This window comes from Sinorhizobium sp. RAC02, from assembly GCF_001713395.1.
Taxonomy (GTDB): Bacteria; Pseudomonadota; Alphaproteobacteria; order Rhizobiales; family Rhizobiaceae; genus Shinella.
Genome location: NZ_CP016452.1, coordinates 1,587,466 through 1,605,114 on the forward strand (window position 1 = coordinate 1,587,466; position 17,649 = coordinate 1,605,114).

Sequence of the window (17,649 nt, forward strand, 5' to 3'; positions counted from 1 at the left end):
CTCCCCGTCCTGTCCATGCCGGCCGCTCACGCGAAGCCGAACAACCTGTTGGGATTGTCGACGAGAATTTTCTGGCGGTCGGCCGGATCAGGCGCCCATTCGACGAGCAGGTTCAGGAGCTCGCCCGTGTCTCGGCCGGATTTCGGGATATGCGGCCAGTCCGAACCCCAGATCGCACGGCGCGGATCCGTCTCGACGATGGCCTTCGCCACATGGGCGACGGCCCCGTAGCCCTTGTCCTTCGCGATGCGATAAGGGCCGCTGAGCTTCAGGTAGCAGTGACTTTCCACCATCAGCGTCAGAAGCTTCTGGAAGTCGCGCTCCGTCAGCCCGTCCTCTTCCGCCATATAGCCCATGTGATCGATGACATAGGGGGCCGTCAGCGTGCCGAGGAAGCCGATGAGGTCGCGCACCACGCGGCCCGGCACGTAGAATTGCAGGTGCCAGCCGAACGGCGCGATTTTTGCTGCCATGCGGGTGATGTAGGCCTCGATATCCTCGATCGGCTGGTCGGCACGCTTGAAGAGGTCGAGCCGCAAGCCGCGCACGCCATGCTCGTGCAGCGCCTCCAGTTCGGTGTTGGATACGTCGTCCTCCACCATGGCGACGCCGCGCGACGCTCCGCCGCCAAGTTTCAAGGCGTCGAGCATGCAGCGGTTGTCCGTGCCGTAGAAACTCGGCTGCACGATGATGTAGCGATCGAGATGCAACACCTTCATCAGGTCATGGAAATGATCGAGCTTGCCATCCGGCAGCGTGTAATGCGGCTTTGCCACATGGGGATAGAGGGAAAGCGGCCCGAAGACATGCATATGCGCGTCGCAGGCGCCCTTCGGCACGTCGAAGCTCGGACGCGTCAGGCCGGCAAGCGGCAGCATGGGTTCGGAGGTCAGCGGCTCGGTCATGAAAGAATCCTTGGCAAATGGGCATAATGGATCAGGCGGAGACCGCGGCCTGCCACCTGGCGATCCGCTGGTCGAGAATGTCGACGAAAATGTCGGTGTCGATGGCGGCGAAGACGTAGGGAGCAGCGCCGAGATCGACGAGCCGGCGGTATTGCTCCGGCCCCTTGAGGCCGCCGATGATGGCGAGCTTGCCGTGTTTTTTCGCGGCCGCGATGACGCGCCGGCACAGCGCCATGATGGGCTCGGCCTCGACATCGCCGAGCATGCCCATATTGGCGGAGAGATCGTTGAGGCCGAGCCCTACGGCATCGACGCCCTCAACGGCGGCGATGGCCTCGACATTGTCGACCGCCTTGGTGGATTCGAGCAGCACCTGCAGGAAGACGGACCGGTTCGCCGCCGCCGCCCGTTCCCTGGGATCGATCCGCCGGAAGCCGAAGCTGGAGGTCAGCGCATTGTGCGAGCGCCCGCCTTCCGGGGGATAGCGACAATAGCTGACGGCCTTTTGCGCATCCTCTTCCGTCTCGATCTGGGGAATGATCAGCCCGGAGGCACCACCATCGAGCACTCGGCCGATCACGCCGAAATCACCCTCCGGCACGCGCACCCAGGCGTCGAGCCCAAGGTCACGCGCCGTCGCCGTCATCTGGGCGGTGGTATCGAGCGGAATGGTGCTGTGCTCGAGGTCGATCCAGATGGCGTCGTAGCCGGAACTCGCCGCCATGCGCACGAAATCCACCGAACGGGCAGTGCGGATCCCCAGGGTATAGCAGGGGTCTCCGGCGCGAAGGCGCTCGGCAAAGGTCCGGCCGTTTCGCGACGACACGTCCAGCATCTGGTCTCCTCCCATGCGGATGCTGGCATGCATCCGATGACCAAACGCTAACGCAAACCGGTGATTAGCTCCAATTCACAAAGTGGCGGAATTGATTGGCAATACCAATCAATTCCGCATTGGACCGTAAAGCGGTCGAGGATGTTCTCGCTTATTCCGAGGCTGGGGCAACAAGCGCATCCCGTAGCTTCTGGACGCTTTCGTTGAGGGCGATGATTTCCTCCACAGTCATGCCGGAGCGTTGCAGCAGGGTATCGGTCAGGCAGCCGGTCTGCGCCTGCAGGCCCCTGCCCTTGTCGGTCAGGTGCACGCCGACCAGCCGCTCATCCTTCGTCGAGCGTTGGCGCACCACGAAACCGGCCGCTTCCAGGCGCTTGACCAGCGGCGTGATGGTGCTGGGCTCCAGCGCGAGGCGGTCGGCGATGACCGAGATTGTCTGGCCATCCGCCTCCCATAAGACGCTGAGGACGAGATATTGCGGGTAAGTAATGCCCAGTGCATCGAGCATCGGCTTGTAGGTGCGGTTGATGGCGATGGTCGTGCCGTAGAGCGAAAAGCACAGCTGGCTATCGAGCGGGATCGGTTGGGGGGCAGTCATTGCGGGTCTCCGGTTTGGGTTCATGAGGGCAACATACCACAAAAAATGATTATCGCGATAAAAAACATCTGGACAAAGGTGCGAGGTGCGCGTATCAAATGATTATCGCGGTAATGGTTATCGCATCACATCAAAGGAGAGACCCAATGTCCATCGTCAACACCCTGCTCGCTACCGCCGCCTCCCTCTTCGTCGCCGCTGCCGCCGTCGTGCCGGCCGCCCACGCCCAGTCCGCTCCCGCCAAGTCCATCGTGCTCGTCCATGGCGGCTTCGTCGATGGCTCCGGCTGGCAGGGCGTCTACAACATCCTCAAGAAGGACGGCTACAACGTCACCATCGTCCAGAACCCCACCCTCTCGCTTGCCGATGATGTCGCTGTTACCAAGCGCGCCATCGCTGCTGCCGAAGGCGATGTCATCCTCGTCGGGCACTCCTATGGTGGTGTGATCGTCTCCGAAGCCGGCACCGATCCCAAGGTGAAGGGTCTCGTCTATATCGCCGCCTTCGCCCCCGATGCCGGCGAATCCATCGCAAAGCTCATCGCCAACCCGCCGGAAGGTGCAGCCGTTCCGCCGATCCTGCCGCCGCAGGATGGTTTCCTCTTCCTGGACAAGCAGAAGTTCGCAGCCGCCTTCGCCGCGGACGTCGATCCGGAACTTGCTGCCTTCATGGCTGACTCGCAGGTTCCGTGGGGTGTCGAGGCGCTCGCCGGTGAAGTGACGGTTCCCGCCTGGAAACAAAAGCCGAGCTGGTATCTCGTCGCCACCGAAGACCACATGATCCCGGTCGACGCCCAGCGCGGCATGGCAAAGCGTGCCGGTGCCACCACCGTCGACCAGGCCGGCAGCCACGCCGTCTACGTCTCTCAGCCAAACGCCGTCGCCAAGATCATCGAGGATGCCGCGAACGGCGTGAAATAATCCGACACACGCCGATGACGACAGGCAAAGCCCTCGGATGTGGAAACATCCGGGGGCTTTTCGTTCAGAACGACACGAACGCCGCGCCGAGGGCGCCGAGAACGACGCCAAGGCCGAGTGCGAACCATGCGCGATAGCCGGCAAGCCACATCGAGGCGAGTTTGCTCATCGACAGGCCCTGGCCGCCGATCTGGGCCATCAGGGTCAGCATGTCGGAGCAGATCCACTCTTCGGCAATCTTTCCGTTCGCAATGCGGTAGATCTCGGTGCTCTCGTAATCGACCTTCTTGCCGGTCGGCTGGATGCCGAGGAACTCACCGGCATGGGTGCCGGTAATGCGCAGCCGGACAGCAACCTTGTCCTCGGCGGCAAAGATATCCTCGATCCTCACCTGGAGGTCCGGAAAGGCGGTAAACAACAAAGCAGCATGCTTGCGCCAGGTGGCGGTTCCCTTTTTCTGGTAGGGCACGCCGGCAATGTTGATGAGAAAGTCCGGCGGCATCAGATCGACGACTGCATCCGCGTCCTTGCGGCCAAGCGCCGCAAAGGCCGTCCGCATCAGCGCGATGTTGGATTGAGGGGTGGAAAGCGGTATCGTCATGCGAAGCTCCTAATTCGAGAAGTGCGCATCGCGATATAATGAATAATATACATAATGACAATGATACATCATCTGCGCCAGATGAGATCGCCTTGGCGCGTCTCTTCCTGGTGACGGTGATCCTGTCGGACGACATGAAGCGCGGCCTGGAAGAGCGAGGCCTGACCCGGGCGCGGGCCTCGGCGCTCTGGGCAATCTCGCACCGGGACACCATTACCCAGCGCGAACTTGCCGATGCGCTGAAGGTCACCCCCCGCAACGTCACCACGCTCATCGACGGCCTGGAAAAGACCGGTTTCGTAAAACGGAGAGATCATCCGAATGACCGGCGCGCGATCCTGCTCGACCTCACCTCAGCCGGCGTAGAAATCACCGACCGACTGAAGCGGGAGACAGGCGAACTCGCAAAGGCGCTTTTCCAGGGCATAAGCCCCACAAAGCTGGAAGAGTTCACCGGAACCCTCGACCTCGTCATCGGGCGTCTGGAAAAGCTCGTCGCGCAATCGTCGACGCAGACCTGACGGAAAGCCGGTGGTCATGCGGATCCCCCTGTTCCGCCTTGGCCCCGCCGAAGATGCCAGAGCCTTCAGGCCAGCATGTCGGCAAGACGCCGTGCGGACCCGAGCGCGAGCGTCCAGCCGAGCATGCCGTGTCCCGCGTTGACGTAGACGCCGCGGATTTTTCGTGAGGGGGCGATGAGCGGGTGGGAGGATGGTGTCATCGGACGCTCGCCGGACCAGTGCTGCGACCATTCCGCCTGATCGAAACAACCGGGCAGCACGGCACGCGCCGTCTCCCGCAGGATTGCGAAGCGATCCTGCGCAAAGCCCGAGCCGGGTGTCACGATATCGGCAAGGCCCGCGACGCGGAACCGATAGCCGATAGCCGCAAACGCGAGCTTGCGCTTCACATCCGTCAGGCTGACGTGGGGCGCGCCCTGCTGCCAGGGCACGGTCAGGGAATAGCCGGCGACGGGCTGGACCGCCCGCGCTTCCGGCAGGGCCGCAGTAAGGGTGCGGATCAGCGGGCCGGCCGTAACGACGGCGACATCAACCGGCAGCGGCTCGCAATCCGCAAACCGGACAGCCGAAAGGCGCCCGGCATGCTGCTCGAACCCGACAACCCTTTTTCCGAAGGCTCTCGATATGGCATATCTGTGGGCCGCAAAGTCCGTCAGTTGTCGGCAGAATGCCGCTGCATCGCCGAGCGCATCGTCCGGGGTGTAGACGGCGCCTGCGACATCGCCCTGATACTTTTTTAGGGCCGGCTCCACGGCCTCGGCCTCGGCCCTCGACAGGATGCGCTGATCTAGCCCCATCTGCCGCTTGCGCTCAACGGTCGGACGGGCTGCGGCAAGGCTCGGTGCATCCGGATAGAGATGCAGCTTGCCGGCGACACGGTAGTCGAAAGTCAGATCCGCTTCCGCCAAGAGCGTTGCCATTTCCCGCCGGGATTCATCGGCAAGTCGTAGAATGGCGCTGGTGTTCTTCCACCAGCGCCGCGACGGCGCATGGCTGAGAAACCGGAGACCCCAGAGCAAGAAATCCGCATCGAGCCGCAGGCGGACGCGAAACGCCGGATCACGATGCGCCAGGATAGCCGGCAAATGCCGCAGCAAGGCGGGCGAGGCCATGGCATCGCCATAGGCCCAGGACAACTGGCCCGCATTGGCCGCACTTGCCCCCCTGCCCGGCGCCGCCTCCGCATCGATCAACGTGACGCGGTGCCCGGCCCGCGCCAGCAGATAGGCCGATGAAACGCCGACCACGCCGGCCCCGATAACGGCGATGTGCATCGCATCAGCCCTCCACATCGCCAAGCAGCGCCGTCAGCTCGATCTCCACCGGCACGCCGCGCGGTAGCGATCCGACACCTACGGCGAGGCGGGCATGCGGCCAGCAGGTCGGGAAAATCTCCCTCAGTAATTCAGAGGCGCCATCGACCACCGCTCCGTGCTGCGTAAAATCCGGCGTTGCGGCCACATAGCCGGCAAGCCGCACAAATCCTTTCACCCTGTCGAGTCTTCCGGCGATCCGCTCCAATTGCGCCAGCGCATTGAGAAGCGCCCAGCGGGCGCATTCTCGCCCGTCCTCGAGCGATACACCGTTTCCCAGATGGCCCGTTCGGAGAACGGCCTTGTCCTTCAAGGGCACCTGGCCGGATACCGTCACGGTATCACCGACCCTGACCGCGCCGACAAAAGCGCCAGGCGGCGCGGGCGCCTCCGGCAGGGCCAGGCCGAGTGCGACAAGACGCCCCCGCACTGGACAAGGTGTTTTCGGAAGGCCATCCCCCGTTCCGCGCGCGGCGGCCCGCTCCACGAACGTGCGGAAGATCGCGCGATCGAAATCCGTCAGGCGATATTCGGGGTGCCATTGAATGCCGAGGCAAAAGCCCGGCGTTTCCCCCTCGAAGGCCTCGATCACCCCGTCCCGGGCACGGGCAGTGACGCGGAACCGGCCGGCACCGGTCAGCGCATGCCGATGCAGGCTGTTCACTTTTGCCGTGCCGCCGCCGAGCACGTCAGCAAGCGCGCTCCCCGGCTCCACCGATATTTCGTGGGCAATGCGATCCGCCACAGCGCTCGGCATGTGGTCGACGGTTTCAGCCGGCAGGCTCCTTGCAAAGGTGCCGCCCAGCCATTCTCCGATGAGCTGCATGCCGTGGCAGATGCCGAGGAGAGGCTTTCCGGTATTGACCGCGTGTTCGACGAGCTTCAATTCGAACAACCGCCTTTCGGCCACCCCTTCGGCACCGGGTGTCGTGCCCGTGATCAGCACGCCATCGGCGAGATCAAGTGCTGCCGCGAGCGCATGTGTTTCATAGGGAAGGATCAGCGGCACACCACCCGCCTCGCTGATCGCCTCTGCATAATTGGCCCTCACCGCATAGGTCTTCTCGGTCGGAACGCCGGCCGGATCGTCTATATCCGGCGTCATGAGGATGACGGCGCGCCGGGTCGGGCGGCCTTCATGGGAAGGAATCGTCATTGTCTTGTCTTTCAATGGAAGTTAGCGGGCCGCGGACGGCGCGAGGCGCTTGGAAAGAAGCGAAAAGGGCCAGGCGATCAGGAAGTAGCAGACGCCCACCGCGACATAGATCTGCAACGGCAGGAAATATTCCGTCGCCATGGCGCGGCCTGTCAGCACCAGTTCGTCCACCGTAATCAGCGATGCGAGGGAAGAGTCCTTCAGCAGCGAAACGAAGGTGACGATGAGCGGGGCGATGCTGATGCGCACCACTTGCGGCAATACGATCAGCGTAAAGCTCTGGTAGGGCGTGAAACCGACGGCGAGCGCCGCTTCACGCTGGCCGGCGGGGATCGCCATCAGGCCAGCGCGGAACAGTTCCGCCACCTGCGCGGCGAAGGCGAGCGCCAATCCGAGGATGGCCGCGGTGAAGGCGTCGAACGTGATGCCGATCCCCGGCAGTCCGAAATAGAGCAGGAAGAGAATGGCCAGAAGCGGCACACCACGCACGGCCGTAACGTAGAACGCCACGCCCCGCTCGAGTGCCGGCCACCGTGTGGTGCGGCAGAGCGCCAACAGAAGCCCGAACACCAGCGAGAGAGCAAAGGCCGAGACCGAAAGCAACGCCGTCTTGCCCATCGCTTCCAGAAGAAGCGGCAGCCATTCGCCGGCATGGTCGATATAGGGCTGGATGAATCTGGTCATGCCTTCAGCCTTCCGTACCGGGTTTCGAGAACACGGATCGCCTGCATCAAAGGCAGGGCGAGCGCGAGGTAAAGCACGGCAACCATGGTGTAGATCAGCGTGGTCTGGAAAGACGAGGTCACCAGGGAGCGTGCGTAGAACATGATCTCTGGCGCCGCGATGGCGGAAACGATGGATGTGTCTTTCAGAAGCTGCACGGCATAGTTCCCAAGCGACGGCAGCGCGAGGCGCATGGCTTGCGGGGTGAGGATATCGAGGATCGTCTGGGTGGGCGTGAAGCCGACGGCGCGTGCTGCCTCGGCCTGGCCTTTCGGCAGGGCCGCAAAGCCCGCCCGGAACAGATCGCAGGTGACGGCGCCGCCGATCAGCCCGAGGCCGAGGATCGCGGCGGCAATGGATGAGAGCCGGAATCCGATGCTGGCCAGCCCGAAATAGAGGATGAACAGATGGGTCAGCGCCGGAATGTTGCGCATGATCTCGCAGTAGACATCGATCAGCGCATGCAGCGTGCGGCGCTTTCCGAACTGCCGCACGAGGGCGAGGCCGAAGCCGAGGGACACGCTCAGGAACAAGGACACCAGCGTGACGACGACGGTGACGCCAGCCCCGGTGAGAAGCCCTTCCAAGATCAGGATGAAGTTCGATGGTCCGGTCATGGCATGCCCCTCAATGCCGGATCTGGCGGAGGAAAGCCTGGGTTCTCGGCTCACGTGGAGAGAGTATCAAGTCGCGCGCCGGCCCCTGTTCGACGATCCGGCCTCCATCCAGGAACAGCACCCGGTCGGCGATGTCGCGAGCAAACGCGATCTCATGCGTGACGATCAGCATGGTGCGCCCTTCGGCGGCGAGTTCCTCCATCACCTTTAGCACCTCGTGCACCAGTTCGGGGTCGAGCGCCGAGGTCGGCTCGTCGAACAACATCAGCTTGGGCTTCTGGGCAAGCGCCCGCGCGATGGCCACGCGTTGCTGCTGGCCGCCGGAAAGCTCCAGCGGCGACGCATCGGCGCGATGGGTCATGTGCACCTTCGCCAGCATGTCGAGCGCCAGCTCCCGCGCCTCCCGTGCCGACAATCCCCGCACCTTGCGCGCGGCGATCGCGACGTTCTCAGTGACGGAGAGATGCGGCCAGAGATTGAAGAGCTGGAAGACCATGCCCATTTCGGCCCGCTGCGGCGCAAGCTGCCGGTCGGTCATCGGCCGGTCGAGGCGAACGCCGATCCGCTCACCATCGAGATGGATTTCGCCGGCACTTGGTTTTTCCAAGAAATTCAGGCAGCGTAGGCAGGTCGACTTGCCCGACCCGGAGGGGCCGATCAGGGCGATCTTTTCGCCCGCAGCCACGTCGAAGTCGATGCCCTTCAGCACCTCGACCGGACCATAGCTCTTCGTCAGGCCCGTCACGCTCAGCAGCGGGTTCATGGCATTCCCCTTTATGATTGAGAGAGCGCCGGGCGGCGGCCACGGTGTCGCAACCGCCCGGATCGCATATCAGCCGCCAGCAGCGCAGGATGGCAGCTTGTAATCCGCCGCGCGGTCGACGCCGGCCCGGAAATTCTCGCCGGCCGGCGTGTACCAGACATCGGCGGAAAGGCCGTAGCGCTCGCCGATCGCCTTCATCTCACAGGTCTTCCACATCTCGGCGATGATGCCGTCCACCTTCTGGCGCAGGTCGTCGTTCTTCTTGTTGAAGCCGTAGACCACCTGCCCTAGACCCGTCAGCAGGGGGAAGTCGGAGCTCGTGTCGGTGAAGGCGAGGAAATGCATGTTCCAGTCCGGGTTCTGCTTGATCGCATAGGACACCACCGGCGGATCACCGATGACGGCATCGATGCGGCCGGCGGTCAGGTCGCGCACGGCGGCATCGGACGTGTCGTAGAGCGACAGTTCCAGGCCCGAAATCTTCTTCAGCTCCGGCACGAATGAAAAGCCGGTGATCGTGCCGACCTTCTTGCCTTCGAGATCCGACAGCTTGTCCCAGTTCGTCCCGGAGGACTGCATGATGCCGTTCTTGAAATAGTGGATCGGTTCGGAAAGGCTCATGATCTGCGTGCGCTTTTCCGTCCACCCCATCGTGCCGAGCATCACGTCGACGCGGCCCGCCTCGACCGAAGCGATGGTGCCTGACCATTCCATCAGCGCCGGCTGGACCTGGAGGCCGAGCTTTTCGGCCACCTTCTGCATGATCTCGCCGTCATAGCCGATCAGCTTGCCGTCCTGCCAGCCGGAGCCGGGCATGTCGCCGGTGAAGGCGACCGTCAGTTTACCCTGCTCGGCGAGGTCGAAGGCCTGCGCCGTGGAGGAAAATAGCGAAAAGCTCCCGCCTGCCAGCAGCGCGCACACCACCAGCCTTCTCGAAAGAGAAAGTGTCATCTGTTCGATCCTTGAAGTTATTGGTTCCCCTGACCGGCCACGTTCGCGGACCGGTGTTGCATTCAACGCAAAGGATGTTGCCACTGATGGGACTTGCTGGATTTTAAAAAACGGACTTTTTCTTTGAAAAATGACACGAGCCATTCATAGTAGCCACGGAAGGGGCGAAAATGGCTGTACAGGACGATGTTGCACGCACGGAGACCGAGGCCGACTACATCAGCTGGCTGGATAGCCTCTGGACGGAGAGGCTGCTGGCGGCGCGCGACCGCAAACCGGACATTTCGGTCGGCATCCTTCTGTGGCCGACCTTTCCGATGATGTCGCTGACCGGTGTCGTCGAGCCGCTCCGCCACGCGGCGGATTTCGCGGACAATTCCCGCCCGCTCCATTGCCGCTGGTCGATCATGGGCAAGCCAGGCGACGCGACTGTAGCGAGTTGCGGCATCCGCATCCACGCCGACGCGCCCTACATCAACCCCACCGACTTCGACTATATCGTCGTGATCGGCGGTCTGCTTCCACATCTCCAGGCGGCCCCGGCCTCGCACCGCGACTACCTCCGCGTCGCCGCTTCCGCAGGCGTTCCCATCATCGGCGCCTGCACCGGCTCCTTCGTCCTTGCCCAGGAGGGATTGCTTATGGGGCGCAGGGCCGCCATCCACCCCTTTCATGCGGAGGATTTCCGGGTGGCGTTTCCACGTCAGCTCTTTTCCACGCGGGACGATTTTCTCGCCGAAGACGGCCGCATCACCGTGCCGGGGGGCGTATCGGTGCTTTCCCTGATGACTGAACTCATCCGCAAGCACTGCGGTCCGGACCGCGCGGCGAAGGCCGTCTACCAGCTCTCCCTGACCGATCAGAAGACGATGAGTGCCTTCGACCACGAACGCGCCTCCGCGTTCCGGCATGTCGGGGATGCCCGCGTGCAAAGAGCCATCGTGCTGATCGAGAGCCGCAAGGGCCGGGACGTAACGCCCGAGCGCATCGCCGGTACGATCGGCCTGTCGCCCCGCCAGTTCATACGCCTGTTCCAGGCGCATATCGGCATGACGCCGAAACATTTCATTCTGGAGACAAGGCTGCGCTACGTGCGCTTCCTGCTCGACAACAGCGTGCTGCCCGTCACCGCGATCGCCCATGAAACGGGCTTTTCCGATTCAGCGCATCTCGCAACGGCATTCCGCAAGAAATACCAAAGCTCGCCAAGCGAATTCCGACACCGTCGCCGATGAATCCGGCGGGACAGGGCTCCGCTTTGACTTGAAGCCCCGTCCACTTTTGACGATTTATCGGCCGTCCTGGAATTCCGCCATGCGACGGATGAGGAAGTAGCCGACCGTTGCCCCGGCATCCTGCAGGCCAACCGTCTTTTGCTGGAATGCAGCCGCCTTGCCGTGTTGCGCAACCAGGGACTTCGTGGCTTCCAGCGCCTGCTCGGCGGCCTGCGCCGTTGCCGCCAGCGCATCGGAGAGGGTCGCGCCGCTTGCCGCCTGTGCCTCCAGCGTCACGGCAATGGGATCGAGCACATCGAGCAGCGTCTTGTCGCCGACCTTGGCCTTGCCACGCTCGGCCACGCCATCGCGGAAGGCGCGCCAGAAAGCAGCGATCTCCGCCGTCCCGAGCGCATCCTTGCCCTCGACAGCCTTGCTGGCGCGCAGGAAACCGGTCGCCGTCAACGTGCCCATGGTGGAGGGTGCCGTGCGCGCCATCGTCGCCCCGGCGGTGCGCAGGAGCTTGGAAATGCCGGCCTCCGCGCCTTCCGCGTCGAGTGCCTCTGCGGCGGCGGCGAAGGCCTTGCTCATGGTGATGCCGAGGTCGCTGTCGCCCACCTTGCCGTCGAGCGCGATGAGGAACTCGCGCTGTTCGGCAAAAAGTTCCTTCCAGCTCTTGAAGAGATCGATCAGGCCGGCTGCGTTCAATGTCTGCATGGTCATGCCGTCACCCGACTACGTGCTGGAAGAATGGCGTGTTGGCCGGGGCGGCGACGAGACGGTCAAGTTCCTCGTCGAGATGCAGGATCGAGATCGAGGCGCCGGCCATTTCCATCGAGGTGGCAAACTCGCCGATCCAGACATGCTTGGCCGTGACACCACGCGCTTCGAGAAGCTGCGAGACGCGGCGGAAGAGGATGTAGAGTTCTTCCAGCGGCGTACCGCCGAGACCGTTCATCAGCACGGCTACGGTGTCGCCCTGCTTGTAGTCCGTTTCCGCAAAGATGCGGTCCATCATCTCGTCGACGACCGCATCTGCAGGCGCCAGCTTCTTGCGGCTGATGCCGGGCTCGCCGTGGATGCCCATGCCGATTTCCATCTCGTCCTCGCCGATCGAGAAGGTGGCATGGCCGATTTCCGGAACAACGCAGCTCGAAAGGGCAACGCCCATGGTGCGGGTGCGCAGCCGCGCCTTGTCGGCGAGGCGTGTGACCTCGTCGAGGGAGAGGCCTTCGGCCGCCGCCGCGCCGGCAGCCTTATAGATGAAAAAGATGCCGGCGACGCCGCGGCGCTTGTGTTCTTCGCCGACCACCGAGGAGGCGACGTCGTCATTGCCGACGACCTGCTTCACCACGATGCCGTCGAGATCGGCCAGTTCCGCCGCCATGTCGAAATTGATGATGTCGCCGGTATAATTGCCGTAGATGTAAAGAACGCCCGCACCCTGATCGATATGCTTGGTCACCTGGTACATCTGTTCAGCGCTGGGCGACTGGAAGACACCGCCGACGGCAGCACCGTCCAGCATGCCATCGCCGACAAAGCCGAGGAACGTCGGCAGATGGCCGGAACCGCCACCGGTGGCAATGCCGACTTTGCCGGGCTTTGTCTTTGCCGTGACGAGGCAGCGCAAGTCACCGGCCGTATAGGTGACGGCCGGATGCGCCTTGTAGATGCCTTCCAGCATTTCGTCGACGAAACTGACGGGATCGTTCAGGAACTTCTTCATGGGTTTTCTCCGGAAATGGGTGGTTATTTCTTGCGCTGGCCTGTGACGAAGAAGGCGGCGGCCAACAGGATGAAGCTGCCGACGACAAGCCGCTGCCACGTACTGGGAATGCCGACCATGACGAGCACGCTGTTGATGACGACGATCAGGAGCACGCCGAGAATGGTGCCGAGAACCGTGCCCGTGCCGCCGGTGATGCGCGCGCCCCCGAGCACGACGGCGGCAATCACGTTGATTTCCGTGCCGACCAGATCGAAGGGATTGGCCTGGCGGTTGGCGCAGACATGGATGATGCCGGCCAGACCGGCGAGCGCGCCCGCATAGCCGAACAGGAAGACATGCACGGTACGCAGGCTGTAGCCGAGGCGGCTTGCGATATCGGCATTGCCGCCGACGGCGAAGATGGCGCGGCCCATCAGGGTGCGATTGAGGATCCACCAAGTCACGCCAGCCGCAATGGGCAGGACGAGGAAGTAGAACGGCAGCGTGATGAGCGCGCCATTGGCGGCTTCGATCTGGAACAGCGGCATACGGCCGAAAGCGCCCATCTGCGGCGGCAGCGACATGATCCAGACCGTGCCGATGAAGGAAAGCAGGAAGCCGCGGAAGAGATACTGCGTGCCAATCGTGACGATCAGTGACGGCACCTTCAGGTGATGGACGAGCAGGCCGTTGATAATGCCAAGCGCCGCGCCCCCGAACATCGCCATGAGGATGACGACGGCGATCGGCAGGTTGGGCAGGTAGGTTTGCACCAGCACGGTCATGGAATACATGGTGAAGGCAGCGATCGCCGTGAAGGATACGTCGATGCCGCCCGCTGCCAGGATGATGAAGACGCCGAGCGCGAAAAGCCCCATGACCACGCTCGCGCGACCGATGTCGATGAGGGTCGACGGCTGCAGGAAAGCCGGGTTCACGATCGTGACGATCACGCAGATGGCGACCAGAAGCGTGAAGGTGATGGTTTCCGGGCGCCGGCGCACGAGTTCGCCAAGGCTGAAGGAACGAGACTGCGCGGCGGCCCCGGGAAGGTCTTCGGTCCGTGAAGCGCTCATTGCACAGTCTCCGTCATGGTGGTCAGCATCGCCTTGTAAAGCTGGTCTTCGGTCGCCTGCTCCGCATCCATTTCGGCGACCACCCGGCCGCTGTTCATGACGAGGATGCGGTCTGCGTTCTGAAGGAGTTCGGGCAGGTCGTCGCTGACGATGACGAGGCCCATGCCTGCTTCGGCAAGCGTCTGGATGACGCGGTAGATGGTATCCTTGGATCCGACGTCGACCCCCACGGTCGGACCGTGCAGCACGAGCAGTTTTGGTGCGATGCTCAGCCAGCGGCCGATCAGCACGCGCTGTTGGTTGCCGCCGGAAAGCGCGCCAACGGGAAGGTCGATATCCCTGGTGTTCAACCGCATCTCTTCGGAAAGGCGGGCGGCAATCTTGCGCCCCTCCTCCTGGTCGACGACGCCGAACGAATTGCTGAGACGCGCGACGATGAGCGCGATTTCGTTCTCGAAGATCGACTTGTCGAGGAAGAGGCCTTCGGCGAGCCGGTCCTCCGGCACATAACCGATGCCCTGCTGGATCGCTTCGGCAGGCGAGCGCACTGAGACGACCTTGCCGTCGAGCGTCAGCACGCCGCCGGTTGCCGGGACGACGCCGGTCAAGGCCATGGCAAGCTCGTTTCGGCCGGAATCCGCGAGGCCTGTAATGCCGAGGATCTCGCCCCTCTTCACGGAAAAGCTGATCTCCCGCACGCCATCGGCGACGAGACGATCGACCTTGAGGCGGTCGGCATCAGACGGTTTGCCGGTGCGGTAACGCTGCGCATCGATGGACCGGCCGGTCATCAGCTCGGCAAGCGCTTTCTTGCTGTATGTCTCGATCGGTCCCTGGGCGACGCACTGGCCGTCGCGGAAGACCACGGCATGCCCGCCGATGCGGTAGCATTCGTCCAGCTTGTGCGTCACGAAGAGCACGGCGACGTTTTCGGAGCGCAGCCGCTCAACGACGTGGATGAGATTGTCGACCTCGCGGCGCGTCAGCGACGTGGTCGGCTCGTCCATGATGACGAGCTTGGCGCGGGTCGCAATCGCCCGCGCGATGGCGACGAGCTGACGGGAGGCAAGCGGCAGGTCGGACACGATCGTGTTGAGAAAGGTGCGGTCGATTGGAAGTCCGACGGCGGCGAGCGCCTTTTCCGCGGTCTCCTTCAGTCTCTTACGATCGAAAAGACGCGCCAGCCGGCCATTGGCACTGACCAGCTGTTCATTCAGCGCGACGTTTTCGGCGACCGTCAGATTGGGCAGCAGCGACAGATCCTGGTAGACGGTCTCTATGCCGGCGGCCAGCGACTGGATCGGCGTCAGAGACGCGAAGGTTTCGCCGCCAAGAACGATTTCTCCGGACGTCGGCGCATGCGCGCCCGACATGATCTTGATGACGGTGCTCTTGCCGCAGCCGTTCTCACCAAGCAGATGATAGGCCTCACCCGGCTGGAGCGTCAGGTCGATGCCGCGCAGGGCATGGACGCCGCCAAACCATTTCTGGATGTTCCTGAGTTCAAGGAGCGCCGCCGGATGCTGCGCGGGATTTGTCTGTGCCGCCACGGAAATTGTCCTCATGCTGACCGGCACGCTGCCGTGCCGGACGGTTCCGACCGGAGGGCAAAGCCCCCGGCCGGCTTGACGGATATCGGACTAGAACATGTGTTCCTTGTAGGTCGCCTTGTCGGCGAGAACCATGCCGTTGCCGAGGATGAGCAGGCCCTTGCCGGGACCCTGCTTGACCGAGACCTTGTTATAGCCCTCGACGCCGAGGTCCATGCCGTCGGTCACTTCCTTCTTCTCCAGCAGCAGCTTGGCGACGGCGTTCATCGCCATGCCGGCCTTCTGCGGATCCCAGAAGCCGATTGCCGTGATGGCGCCGGATTCGAGAAGATCGGCGGACGGGTTCGGAAGACCGGTGCCGACGAGGCAAACCTTGCCGCTGAGGCCCGCTTCGTCGATCGCGCGGCCGACGCCCAGCACGTCGTTGCCGGCCGAGGTCTGGAAGCCCTTCAGGTCGGGATGCTTGCGCAGCACTTCCTTCGCCTTTTCATAGGTACCGTTGGCATCGTCGAAGGATTCGTTGTTCGGATCGACGAGCTCCATGCCGGCATATTTCTTGGCATTCTCCTCGCCAGCGCCGACCCACTGCATGTGCGTGCGGCTGCCGAGCGAACCGACAAAGGTCGTCCACTTGCCTTCCTTGTTCATGCATTCGGCCAAGCGTTCATTAAGCGCCGCGCCGTAATCGGCATTGTCGAAGGCTTCGACGTCGGCATGCGTGTTCGTCTGGTTGTCGGCCTCATGGGTGACGACGACGATGCCACGCTCCATGGCGCGCTGGAAGGTGCCTTCGAGAACGGCCGGATCCATCGGCACGACGGCCAATGCGTTAACGCCCTTGGCGACGAGGTCGTTGACGATCTGGAGCTGCTGGGCGGAATCCGCCGTCGCCGGGCCGCTCTGGCTGGCAACGACATCCGGGTTGGCTTCCTGGTAGGCGACGACGCCGGTGTTCATGCGGTCGAACCACGGAATGCCGCTGATCTTGACGACGGTGGCGATGACCGGCTTTTCCTGCGCGACCAGCGTGCCGATGGAACCAACGAGTGCAACGGCGGCAACCGCGGTTCCCGCGAGCATCTTCTTCGAAAATGACGTCATGTTTTCCTCCACTAATTTTCCCTCGCTGTTTCACTTCGGCGTTTGAGGGACAGGCACCGAAGGGTTTGGAGAGCGGCGACCCGGCGACAGGAAGCCCGCGATGTCGTACCGGCCGACGGCCAGAAAGGTGAGCAGCAGCAGGCCCCAGGCGAAATCGCGCACGAAATTGGAGAGGCCGCCGAAATTGAGCAGGCTCGACATGAGCTGCAGGGCAATCGCGCTGAGCACGACGCAGATGACGCGGCCGTAGCCACCTTCCGGCTTCACGCCGGCCATCACGGCGATGAGGATCGCGATGAGCAGGTAGGTGCTGCCGTAGTCGTACTTCACGTTGACGTTGCGCGCCGCGATGATGACACCGACAAGACCCGACAGCATGCCGGAGATCGCATAGGTCGCGACAAGCACGCCATTCTTCGGGAAGCCCGCATAGACTGCGGCCTTGGGATTGGTGCCCATCAACATCAGCCACAGACCGTAGGGCGTGAACTTCAGCAGCGCTGCGACCACGCCTGCAACGACCACGAAGAGCAGGAAACTGATCGGAATCTGGAACAGCATGTCGTTGCCGATGCTGGAGAGCAACGCCGGGCTACCGACCATCACGGCCTTGCCGCCCGACACCACGACGGCAAGCCCCATGAAGGCCATTTGCGTGCCGAGCGTGCAGAGAATGGGCGTGATGTTCAGCCGCGAGATGAGAAGGCCGTTGATCACCCCGCCCGCAAGGCCGGTGAGGATGGCGCCTGCAATGAAGGCGAGGCTGAAGGCAGTTCCGTTGTCGTTCACCGACAGGAAGGACGACACGATGACGGCGGAAAGCACGCCGGAAAGATTGGCAAGCGCAATGCCGGACAGATCGATGCCGCCATTGCCGGCACACATTGCCAGCATAACGCCGATGGCCAGAAGACCGATTTCCGGCACCTGGCTTGCCATGGACTGAAGATTGAAAATCGACAGGAAGGAGCCGCCGGAGATCATTGCTCCCACGACGAGCAGAAGGCCGTTTATGACAGCCAGCATCGCCAGCTGTCCGCCGGTTTTTCGCATGTTCCCCTCCCGTTTGTTTACTAAACAAACCTTGACTTCAC

The 17,649-nt window shown here is 63.0% G+C and carries 19 protein-coding genes; 3 read left to right on the forward strand and 16 right to left on the reverse strand.

From position 1 onward, the window contains the following. Positions 1–26: 26 nt before the first annotated feature. The 3 genes from BSY16_RS28380 to BSY16_RS28390 form a co-directional block, all read right to left on the reverse strand. The gene (locus BSY16_RS28380; RefSeq protein WP_069063100.1) at positions 27–905 is read right to left on the reverse strand and encodes an amidohydrolase family protein; all 879 of its coding nucleotides are present in this window, start codon (positions 903–905) and stop codon (positions 27–29) included. A gap of 31 nt (positions 906–936) precedes the next feature. Beyond that, entirely contained in the window at positions 937–1,740 is an 804-nt protein-coding gene (locus tag BSY16_RS28385; protein WP_069063101.1) for an HpcH/HpaI aldolase family protein, read from the reverse strand. Positions 1,741–1,891: 151 nt separating this feature from the next. Beyond that, entirely contained in the window at positions 1,892–2,338 is a 447-nt protein-coding gene (locus tag BSY16_RS28390) for a MarR family winged helix-turn-helix transcriptional regulator (protein ID WP_069063102.1), read from the reverse strand. Positions 2,339–2,484: 146 nt separating this feature from the next. Here BSY16_RS28390 and BSY16_RS28395 point away from each other — a divergent pair, with 146 nt between their 5' ends. Next, a complete protein-coding gene (locus BSY16_RS28395) occupies positions 2,485–3,258 on the forward strand; it encodes an alpha/beta hydrolase (protein WP_083243159.1) in 774 nt (257 codons plus the stop codon). A 64-nt stretch (positions 3,259–3,322) separates the two neighbouring features. Here BSY16_RS28395 and BSY16_RS28400 read toward each other — a convergent pair whose 3' ends face one another. Further along, positions 3,323–3,859 (reverse strand): ester cyclase, encoded by a 537-nt coding sequence (locus tag BSY16_RS28400; protein ID WP_069063103.1) that lies wholly within the window; start codon positions 3,857–3,859, stop codon positions 3,323–3,325. A 92-nt stretch (positions 3,860–3,951) separates the two neighbouring features. Between BSY16_RS28400 and BSY16_RS28405 the strand changes: the two genes are divergently transcribed. Further along, the gene (locus BSY16_RS28405; protein WP_210187420.1) at positions 3,952–4,380 is read left to right on the forward strand and encodes a MarR family winged helix-turn-helix transcriptional regulator; all 429 of its coding nucleotides are present in this window, start codon (positions 3,952–3,954) and stop codon (positions 4,378–4,380) included. 65 nt (positions 4,381–4,445) lie between these two features. Here BSY16_RS28405 and BSY16_RS28410 read toward each other — a convergent pair whose 3' ends face one another. The 6 genes from BSY16_RS28410 to BSY16_RS28435 all read right to left on the reverse strand — a co-directional run bounded on the left by BSY16_RS28410 (position 4,446) and on the right by BSY16_RS28435 (position 9,903). After that, positions 4,446–5,654, reverse strand: a complete 1,209-nt coding sequence (locus BSY16_RS28410) for an FAD-dependent oxidoreductase (RefSeq protein WP_069063105.1) — start codon at positions 5,652–5,654, stop codon at positions 4,446–4,448. Between the two features lie 4 nt (positions 5,655–5,658). After that, positions 5,659–6,849, reverse strand: a complete 1,191-nt coding sequence (locus tag BSY16_RS28415; RefSeq protein ID WP_069063106.1) for an Atu1372/SO_1960 family protein — start codon at positions 6,847–6,849, stop codon at positions 5,659–5,661. A gap of 21 nt (positions 6,850–6,870) precedes the next feature. Next, positions 6,871–7,533, reverse strand: a complete 663-nt coding sequence (locus BSY16_RS28420; RefSeq protein WP_069063107.1) for an amino acid ABC transporter permease — start codon at positions 7,531–7,533, stop codon at positions 6,871–6,873. Beyond that, on the reverse strand, positions 7,530–8,189 hold the full coding sequence (locus tag BSY16_RS28425; RefSeq protein WP_069063108.1) for an amino acid ABC transporter permease: 660 nt from the start codon (positions 8,187–8,189) through the stop codon (positions 7,530–7,532). Before BSY16_RS28425 ends, BSY16_RS28420 begins: the two co-directional genes overlap by 4 nt. A gap of 10 nt (positions 8,190–8,199) precedes the next feature. Further along, a complete protein-coding gene (locus BSY16_RS28430; RefSeq protein ID WP_069063109.1) occupies positions 8,200–8,952 on the reverse strand; it encodes an amino acid ABC transporter ATP-binding protein in 753 nt (250 codons plus the stop codon). Between the two features lie 69 nt (positions 8,953–9,021). Beyond that, on the reverse strand, positions 9,022–9,903 hold the full coding sequence (locus BSY16_RS28435; RefSeq protein ID WP_069063110.1) for an ABC transporter substrate-binding protein: 882 nt from the start codon (positions 9,901–9,903) through the stop codon (positions 9,022–9,024). A 170-nt stretch (positions 9,904–10,073) separates the two neighbouring features. On the opposite strand from BSY16_RS28435, the gene BSY16_RS28440 reads away from it, so the two are divergent. Continuing rightward, positions 10,074–11,138 carry a GlxA family transcriptional regulator gene (locus tag BSY16_RS28440; protein WP_069063111.1) on the forward strand — a complete coding sequence of 355 codons (1,065 nt, stop codon included), beginning with the start codon at positions 10,074–10,076 and terminating at the stop codon, positions 11,136–11,138. 54 nt (positions 11,139–11,192) lie between these two features. Here the strand turns inward: BSY16_RS28440 and BSY16_RS28445 are convergent, their stop codons facing one another. From BSY16_RS28445 to BSY16_RS28470, 6 genes are all read right to left on the reverse strand, one after another. After that, positions 11,193–11,834 (reverse strand): dihydroxyacetone kinase family protein, encoded by a 642-nt coding sequence (locus BSY16_RS28445; RefSeq protein ID WP_069063767.1) that lies wholly within the window; start codon positions 11,832–11,834, stop codon positions 11,193–11,195. A 10-nt stretch (positions 11,835–11,844) separates the two neighbouring features. Further along, positions 11,845–12,846 carry a dihydroxyacetone kinase subunit DhaK gene (locus BSY16_RS28450; protein ID WP_069063112.1) on the reverse strand — a complete coding sequence of 334 codons (1,002 nt, stop codon included), beginning with the start codon at positions 12,844–12,846 and terminating at the stop codon, positions 11,845–11,847. 23 nt (positions 12,847–12,869) lie between these two features. Then, positions 12,870–13,904, reverse strand: a complete 1,035-nt coding sequence (locus BSY16_RS28455) for an ABC transporter permease (RefSeq protein ID WP_069063113.1) — start codon at positions 13,902–13,904, stop codon at positions 12,870–12,872. Further along, on the reverse strand, positions 13,901–15,469 hold the full coding sequence (locus BSY16_RS28460; protein WP_069063114.1) for a sugar ABC transporter ATP-binding protein: 1,569 nt from the start codon (positions 15,467–15,469) through the stop codon (positions 13,901–13,903). Before BSY16_RS28460 ends, BSY16_RS28455 begins: the two co-directional genes overlap by 4 nt. A 75-nt stretch (positions 15,470–15,544) precedes the next feature. Next, positions 15,545–16,555: a substrate-binding domain-containing protein gene (locus BSY16_RS28465; protein ID WP_069063768.1), complete on the reverse strand. Its 1,011-nt coding sequence runs from the start codon at positions 16,553–16,555 to the stop codon at positions 15,545–15,547. A 30-nt stretch (positions 16,556–16,585) separates the two neighbouring features. After that, positions 16,586–17,608, reverse strand: a complete 1,023-nt coding sequence (locus BSY16_RS28470) for an ABC transporter permease (RefSeq protein ID WP_069063115.1) — start codon at positions 17,606–17,608, stop codon at positions 16,586–16,588. Positions 17,609–17,649: the final 41 nt, after the last annotated feature.